Origin of the sequence: Halostagnicola larsenii XH-48, from assembly GCF_000517625.1 — an archaeon.
Lineage (GTDB): Archaea > Halobacteriota > Halobacteria > Halobacteriales > Natrialbaceae > Halostagnicola > Halostagnicola larsenii.
The window spans coordinates 566,866-573,680 of the sequence record NZ_CP007056.1; the positions used below are offsets into that span (position 1 = coordinate 566,866).

At 54.8% G+C, this 6,815-nt stretch carries 6 protein-coding genes; 4 read left to right on the forward strand and 2 right to left on the reverse strand.

Features of this window, described 5'->3' with window-relative positions; all coding sequences use genetic code 11:
- Positions 1-316 precede the first annotated feature (316 nt).
- A complete protein-coding gene (locus HALLA_RS16375; protein WP_049954549.1) occupies positions 317-961 on the reverse strand; it encodes an MBL fold metallo-hydrolase in 645 nt (214 codons plus the stop codon).
- Between the two features lie 132 nt (positions 962-1,093).
- Here HALLA_RS16375 and HALLA_RS16380 point away from each other — a divergent pair, with 132 nt between their 5' ends.
- From HALLA_RS16380 to HALLA_RS16390, 3 genes are all read left to right on the forward strand, one after another.
- Positions 1,094-1,513, forward strand: a complete 420-nt coding sequence (locus HALLA_RS16380; RefSeq protein WP_049954550.1) for a universal stress protein — start codon at positions 1,094-1,096, stop codon at positions 1,511-1,513.
- Positions 1,514-1,803: 290 nt separating this feature from the next.
- Positions 1,804-2,271: a tripartite tricarboxylate transporter TctB family protein gene (locus HALLA_RS16385; RefSeq protein ID WP_049954551.1), complete on the forward strand. Its 468-nt coding sequence runs from the start codon at positions 1,804-1,806 to the stop codon at positions 2,269-2,271.
- A 5-nt stretch (positions 2,272-2,276) separates the two neighbouring features.
- Positions 2,277-3,758 (forward strand): tripartite tricarboxylate transporter permease, encoded by a 1,482-nt coding sequence (locus tag HALLA_RS16390; RefSeq protein WP_049954552.1) that lies wholly within the window; start codon positions 2,277-2,279, stop codon positions 3,756-3,758.
- Between the two features lie 258 nt (positions 3,759-4,016).
- Here HALLA_RS16390 and HALLA_RS16395 read toward each other — a convergent pair whose 3' ends face one another.
- Positions 4,017-5,189: an MFS transporter gene (locus HALLA_RS16395; protein ID WP_049954553.1), complete on the reverse strand. Its 1,173-nt coding sequence runs from the start codon at positions 5,187-5,189 to the stop codon at positions 4,017-4,019.
- Between the two features lie 709 nt (positions 5,190-5,898).
- Between HALLA_RS16395 and HALLA_RS16400 the strand changes: the two genes are divergently transcribed.
- Positions 5,899-6,642 carry a type I 3-dehydroquinate dehydratase gene (locus HALLA_RS16400; protein WP_049954554.1) on the forward strand — a complete coding sequence of 248 codons (744 nt, stop codon included), beginning with the start codon at positions 5,899-5,901 and terminating at the stop codon, positions 6,640-6,642.
- Positions 6,643-6,815 lie beyond the last annotated feature (173 nt).

A 6,815-nucleotide genomic window follows, 5' to 3' on the forward strand; every position in this document is an offset into this window, starting at 1 on the left:
GAGCCGAACTCCGTAGACGCGGTGTTGCGTTCTAACGCCTCGCAGACGAACAGCCGATTCTCGTAAACGAGCAGTCGATTCTCACAAACAAACAGTCGATGCCGGCCCGATAGGAGAGACGATCAACTGTCGGAAAGTGCGGTCTATGCTGAGACGAGCCACTGCCGAAGCGAGACCGCGACCTGACAGTCTCGATTTCTCGGGCGAATTCAACGCAGGCGGGCCATCGCCTCGGGACTGGCGCCGATGCACTCGGCTCGCTTCGCGGTAGAGAAGGAAAATCAGTCGGACGTCCAAGCGGATCTCGTCGGCAGTATCAGGGACGTGGGTCCCACTCGCGTTCGACGAGAAAGTCATCGAGTTTCTGCTTCGGATCCTCGAACACGTGCGCGCCGTGGAACACGAGTACCGTCTCAAAATCGTACTGCAGGAGATCGTAGAGGTTGATTTCAGCCGCCTCGTGATCGTCGTTGAACAACGCCGGTGGCGGAAGCAGGTACCCCTCCGGAAGACCGCCTCGATCGGACCCGTCGAGCGTGTCGCCGGAGATCAGGATTCCTCGATCCTCGAGCAACAGTGCCGACGTCGCTTTGGTGTGGCCCGGCACTTCGATGACGCGAATGTCGCCCTCGAGGAGGTCGCCGTCCTCGAAGAGAACGTCCGGTTCGTGATCGATCGCGTCGTGTAACTTCTCCTCGTTTGCGGAGGCGACCAGTTCGGGATCGAAGGCTTCCATCACGTGGTCGAGACCGCCGTGGTGACCGTGGTCGCCGTGGGTGATGATGACCCGATCGATCGTTTCGTATTCGGCCTCGAGCGCGGCGACGAGTTCTTCGCCGTTCTCATCGAAGGCGGTATCGACGAGCGTTGTCTTCCCGGTCGGAACATCCTCGAGAACCAGGACCCGGACGTGCTCGAACTGGACCTGGGCGATACCATCGGTAACGGTAGTGACGCTCATAATCGGTTGCAGATGCACTAGTTCTACAATTAAAGCTGTCGGTTAGCATACGCTGAAGCGATACTACCGCGGTTCCGCCAATCGATCGTGACTGGCGAAACTATAATAAGGAATACTCGAGAGAGATGAGACATGACGATCATCGCAGCAGTAGATAGATCCGACCGGGCCAGCGAAGTCGTCGCCCAAGCCGCCGAGCTCTCGACATTTGTCGACGAGCCGGTACACGTCGTACACGCACTGACCAGATCCGAATTCGTCAATCTCGGGGCAACGAGCGCGCAAGCAGAGAAACCCCTCGATATGGACGAAGTCAGAGACGCTGCAGCCGAGATGGCCGAGGAATCGGTTCCTGACATAAACGTTCCCTACGAAACGGTTGGGATCGTCGGAGACCCAGCTGACGAAATCGTCGAATACGCGGCGAACGTCGACGCTCGGTACATCGTTGTCCGGCCGCGACGGCGGTCTCCCGCCGGAAAGGCATTGTTCGGGAGCGTCGCTCAGTCGATTCTACTCAATGCTTCGTGTCCCGTCGTCACGATCCCGTGAAGTGGAACCATCTACACCAAGAGAAGACGAACGGTTGTGGCTATCAATTCGACGGCGAGCTCCGAACTGAAATCACAGAATCGCTGCTATGTCCCCTCTAATGGATTAAACCAGCGGATACCAGTACACTTATACAGGAGCAACAGAGCGTTTGTAGTATCGAATCGATACAAAAATGATTACGAACAAAAACGTTCACGAGACGAATCGCTTCTCGCCCACTATGAAGGGGCACACGACTGGCAACACCGGTGTGTGTTCACCGCCAAAATAGTCCCCGTTCATCAGGTATGGTTCTTAACAAACTCAAATCCAACCCGCTCGCCGCAATCTTCATGCTGGTTGCGGTCGTGGTTATCGCTTCCGCAAACCAATTCCCGGATGGAGGCAGTCTCGGACCAGGATTCTTCCCGATTATCGTCTCGGTCGGGATCATCGCGTTCGGAATCGCTGACATCCTCGTCGACGACGATACCCAACTCGAGATGAGCGACTTCTCGATCACGCCTGCGGTAATCATGTTCGCGTTCCTGGTCGGCTATCTACTGTTGATGCCAATTACGGGCTTTCTCGTCGGAACGATGCTGTTCCTACCGATTGCGCTGTATTACTCAACCGTTCGGTCCAAACTGATGATCGCGCTGATCTCGATCGGACTGCCGATACTGCTCTTTTACGTCTTTAGCCAGGTGTTCATGGTTCGATTGCCAGAAGGAATCATCCCGGTTTCCCGCCTCTTGCCACAACTTCCAGTGTGATTACAATGGTACTAACAGATATCACAACCGGCTTCGCTAACGTCCTCGATCCGCTCGTTCTCACCCTCATGGTCGTCGGGGTCTTGCTCGGGATTTTAATGGGATCGATCCCCGGTATGACCGCGACAATGACGATCGCAGTGTTGCTTTCGTTTACCTTTACCCTGGAACCGGCGACGGGTATGATGCTACTGCTCGGGATCTACGGCGGTGCAGTCTACGCAGGGTCGATCCCCGCGATTCTAATTCGAACGCCCGGAACCCCGTCGGCCGCTGCCACGATCTTCGACGGGTATCCGCTCGCGAAGAAGGGTGAGGCAGGCCGCGCGATCAGAGTGAGTACGATTGCCTCGTTCGTCGGTGGAATCATCAGCGTTCTCGCGCTGATGTTTCTATCGCCAGTCATCGCAAATGCAGCGCTCGAATTCCGGTCACCGGAGTTCTTTGCGCTTTCGCTGTTCGGGCTGACTATCATCGCGAGCGTGAGCGGTGATTCGGTGCCGAAAGGAATGATCTCGGGCCTGTTGGGTATGCTGATCGCGACAATCGGCATCGACCCGATCAGCGGCTATCAACGCTTCACGTTCGACATCCCCAACTTGATGGGCGGCATCGAGTTCATCGCGGTGATGATCGGGTTGTTCGGGATTGCCGAAGGGTTGCGAAAGTACGCCCAGGGAATTGACGACGAGCAGAACAAACCCGATCAGGATATCACCGGAGTCTTACCGTCGTTTGCGGACGTAAAATCGATCGCACCGGTTTCGATCGGGTCGGGTGTCGTCGGATCACTAATCGGTGCGATTCCGGGAGCCGGCGGGGACATCGCGTCGTTTATCACCTACAACGAAGCGACGCGATGGTTGAAAGGCACGGCACCGTCGTTCGGAGAAGGGAATATCCGCGGGGTCGCCGCAGCCGAATCCGGAAACAACGCGAGTACCGGTGGCGCCCTCATTCCGACGTTCACGCTCGGAATACCCGGCGACTCCGTCTCGGCGCTGCTCATTGGTGCACTGATGGTCCACAACGTCAATCCTGGCCCTGGACTCTACGAGGACGAATCGGGGCTACTGTACACGATCTTTATCGGGTTTTTGTTGATTTACGTTATTATCCTCGTGTTCGGACTCCTCGGGGCGAATTACTGGGCCCGTCTGATCAACATCCCGCAGGCGTACCTCTGGCCGGTCATCTTCGTCCTCTGTGTGATCGGAGCGATCGCACTCTCCGGGACGGTTTTCAACGCGTGGGTGATGGCTGTAGCGGGTGTGCTCGGTTTCGTGATGCGTCTCCGAGGGTATCCGTTAGCCCCGATGGTGCTTGGGTTGATACTCGCACCGATAGCCGAAGAAAACCTTCGACGATCGATCGAACTCTCCGGCGGGTCGCTGGATATATTCTACACTAGCCCAATCGCACTCACCGTCATCCTCCTGAGCATCGCGACTATTGCCGCCCCAGCGGTCCGAGCAATCCGCAGCTAACTTCTCGTTTTCGTTCCGTCTTATTCTTCGCTTTCGTCATGTCTTATCTTTCGATTTTGTCACGTCTTATCCTTCGCTTTCGGTACGTTCGTCTTCTATCGACGGAGTTCGGTCGTTTCTAGAGCGAGTTCACAGTGGGTTCATCAACACAAACCACCAGTACAGTCGATCCGACGCGAGGAAGACCCTCGTTTGAAACAGTTCATCAGTAGTTCTGAGGAATCTAATACAATGGGGGTTTCTGTGATAACTGGTATATCAGTACCCACAGTCGAGAACGTAGTTTGCGACGAGCAAAAGACAGACGACACCGAGAAGAACCGCCAGGAAGCCGATGGAAACGCCCCAACCGAACAGGTCCGCGAGCGATCCAACGACCACCGAACCGGAGGCGGCGATCGTCATGTAGACCGTCCGAAAGAGCCCAAACCCGAATCCCTGTTCGTCTTCAGAAAGTCGATCCATCAACCGGGGAAACACCGCTGCCCCCCATCCCATGCCGATCCCGAGCAAAACGGCTCCGACGGCCATCAGCTCCGTACTTGGCCCCTGAATAAGTAGACTGAAACCAGCCATGCCCGAAATCATACAAATCCCGATCGCCGGATCGCGTCCGAAACGATCCGCAATAGCACCGACACCAACCTGTAACACGCCCTGTGAAAGGAAGTACAATCCAAACAGGATTCCCGAAAGCGTCGTTGAAAGTCCATGGTACTGGACCAAAAACGTGGGCAAAAACGAGGCGACTGCTTGCCAACTGAACTCCGTAACGATCGCGATAGTGCCCGTGAACACGATCGGCGGGCGCGAGAGCAAATCGAAAATTGGCTCGAGTTTGAACTGTTCACTCATCGATCCATCGGGGTTCGACGGTTCAATGGGGCGGATACGCCAGAGCGCAAGAATGAATACGAGAAATGCGACGATCGCTGTGAGAAAGAGAGCCGGTCGCCACCCATACCGAACGGCCACCCACGTAATCACGACCGGTGTCGCCAGGCCCGCAAGCGGAGCACCCGAGTTGTGAACCCCGATTGCAGTGCCTGTATCGTCGTATATCCGCGTCAGGAGCGTGGTCGCCACGCTGTAGTGGAGCCCGGCCACGCCGCCGAGTAAGACGGTTCCGAGAACGAAGACGCCGAATCCTGGTGCGACTACGATCACGAGCGTCGTGAGACCTGTTCCCGCGACCGAAATTAGGATGATAAGTCGTTCGCCGTACCGGCCTGCGAGTATCCCACTGGGAAACTGCGTCAGTGCGTACGCGAGCCACATACACGTCAAGGCGGCTCCGATTTGTGTACGAGAAACGTCAAACTCAGCTGCGATATCGGGAACGACCGGGCTGATCGCCAGTCGTCCGAACACCGTTACGAACAGTGCCAACGTACAGACGGTGAGCACTGTTTCCCGATACTGCCAACCCATCGCTTGCACGGAGTTTTCGGGTGGAATCGGTAAACGCTTTGGAAATGCTTCGGATTGGGAACGCTTCGAATCGGTGTCTGAAGGTGGAAGTGTCTCCAATCGGTGTCCGAAAACGGCGGTACCAGCAGTAGTATTCGTATCATCCAACAATAGAACACAGGCCCATCGAGGAGATTATATATTTGATTGTTTGTACTTTTTAGAGATTGACCACCATATGATATATTGAGTGTATGGCTACTAGATCGTGGGTATCATCTCACTGCCAATAGGAAGGGCATACAGAAGATCGTGCTGTGCGGTGCCCATACACGGAATATTGCTGTTGAGAGGCTAATAATGGGGAATTCGTCCAGGCCGACGGACGAACCTATCAAAATATCTCCCGATGGGTTGGGTCGATACTAACCGACAGATATCATCGATGAGATCGACTGTATACAACGATAAGAGATACTCAAGTGAGTATGTGACAAATACGGTGATTTTGATTGTAGATCTCCCATCAGCGGAATATGCCGACAGTACCATCAAACATACCAATACAACACATATAGAATGTTTCAGATATAATTGTGTCACCGCTAGAGACTACTCGAAATGGAAAACCAGAATAGACGAGAAGTATCGACTTCGCCAGCGACGCTGTGCAACAGTCGGAAGGGGAGTGAATAGGAACATTTTATAACGTTGAGTGAGAAACCGTACCATGGACCGTGAGGAGTTCGCTCTTGCAGCGACAACGAATGATCTAACACGGGAGTCGGAAGCTCGAGGGGCGGCGGATTGTATTGAATTTCGAATGGACAAGGCCGAGGACCCACTCGCGCAACTCGAGAACTACGACGGGGAGTTGCCGATCATTGCGACGAACCGTTCACAGTGGTTCGGCGGCAATGCAATCGATCACGGTCGACTCGATCGATTGATGGAAGCGGCACGGTCCGAGTCCGTCGAAATGGTCGATATCGAACTGGAAACCGCGCGCGGAAAAGAGTGGGTTCTCGAAGAGTTTCGCGAGACGGACATCGAGCTAATCATCTCCTTTCACGAATTCGAGGAAACGCCGGACCAAACAACGCTCGACGCGATCATCGAGGAGTGCGCCCAGTACGGTGATATCGCGAAGGTAGCGACGTTTGCAAATGATCGGACAGATACGCTCCGAATGCTACGTGCGATCAACTCCGCGACGGAAGATGGAATTCAGATTGCCGGTATCTCGATGGGTGAGATAGGGAGCCACGTTCGGGTTCTCGGTCCCCTGTACGGGTCGAAACTCGGATACGCACCCCTCGAGACCGATACGAGCGAGTACGCACCAGGACAGATTTCTCTCCAACGGGTACGGTCGCTGATCGATGCAATAGAACAAGGAGAAGCAGCGACGCAGATAATCGACGGCGTCGAAGAGCGCGCTCCAGCCTCGCACGGATACAGTCAGACGGACTGACTCCAGATTGACCGGACTGTTTTCAGACGAACTGCTCTCAGGTGGGCTAATTTCAGACGGACTAATTTTGATTCGAAGGGGTATTGCAGGTGCGTCAGACACCACTATGTCCGCAGTTGTGCCAACTTGTGAGGAGGAATTTACAAACGTCGCGGAAAGTTCGGACACACGCC

Bases quoted from the DNA above. Each gene is read 5' to 3' on its own strand.
- HALLA_RS16390 (WP_049954552.1), top strand. From the start codon at position 2,277: ATGGTACTAACAGATATCACAACCGGCTTCGCTAACGTCCTCGATCCG.
- HALLA_RS16385 (WP_049954551.1), top strand. From the start codon at position 1,804: ATGGTTCTTAACAAACTCAAATCCAACCCGCTCGCCGCAATCTTCATG.
- HALLA_RS16395 (WP_049954553.1), bottom strand. From the start codon at position 5,189: ATGGGTTGGCAGTATCGGGAAACAGTGCTCACCGTCTGTACGTTGGCA.
- HALLA_RS16375 (WP_049954549.1), bottom strand. From the start codon at position 961: ATGAGCGTCACTACCGTTACCGATGGTATCGCCCAGGTCCAGTTCGAG.
- HALLA_RS16400 (WP_049954554.1), top strand. From the start codon at position 5,899: ATGGACCGTGAGGAGTTCGCTCTTGCAGCGACAACGAATGATCTAACA.
- HALLA_RS16380 (WP_049954550.1), top strand. From the start codon at position 1,094: ATGACGATCATCGCAGCAGTAGATAGATCCGACCGGGCCAGCGAAGTC.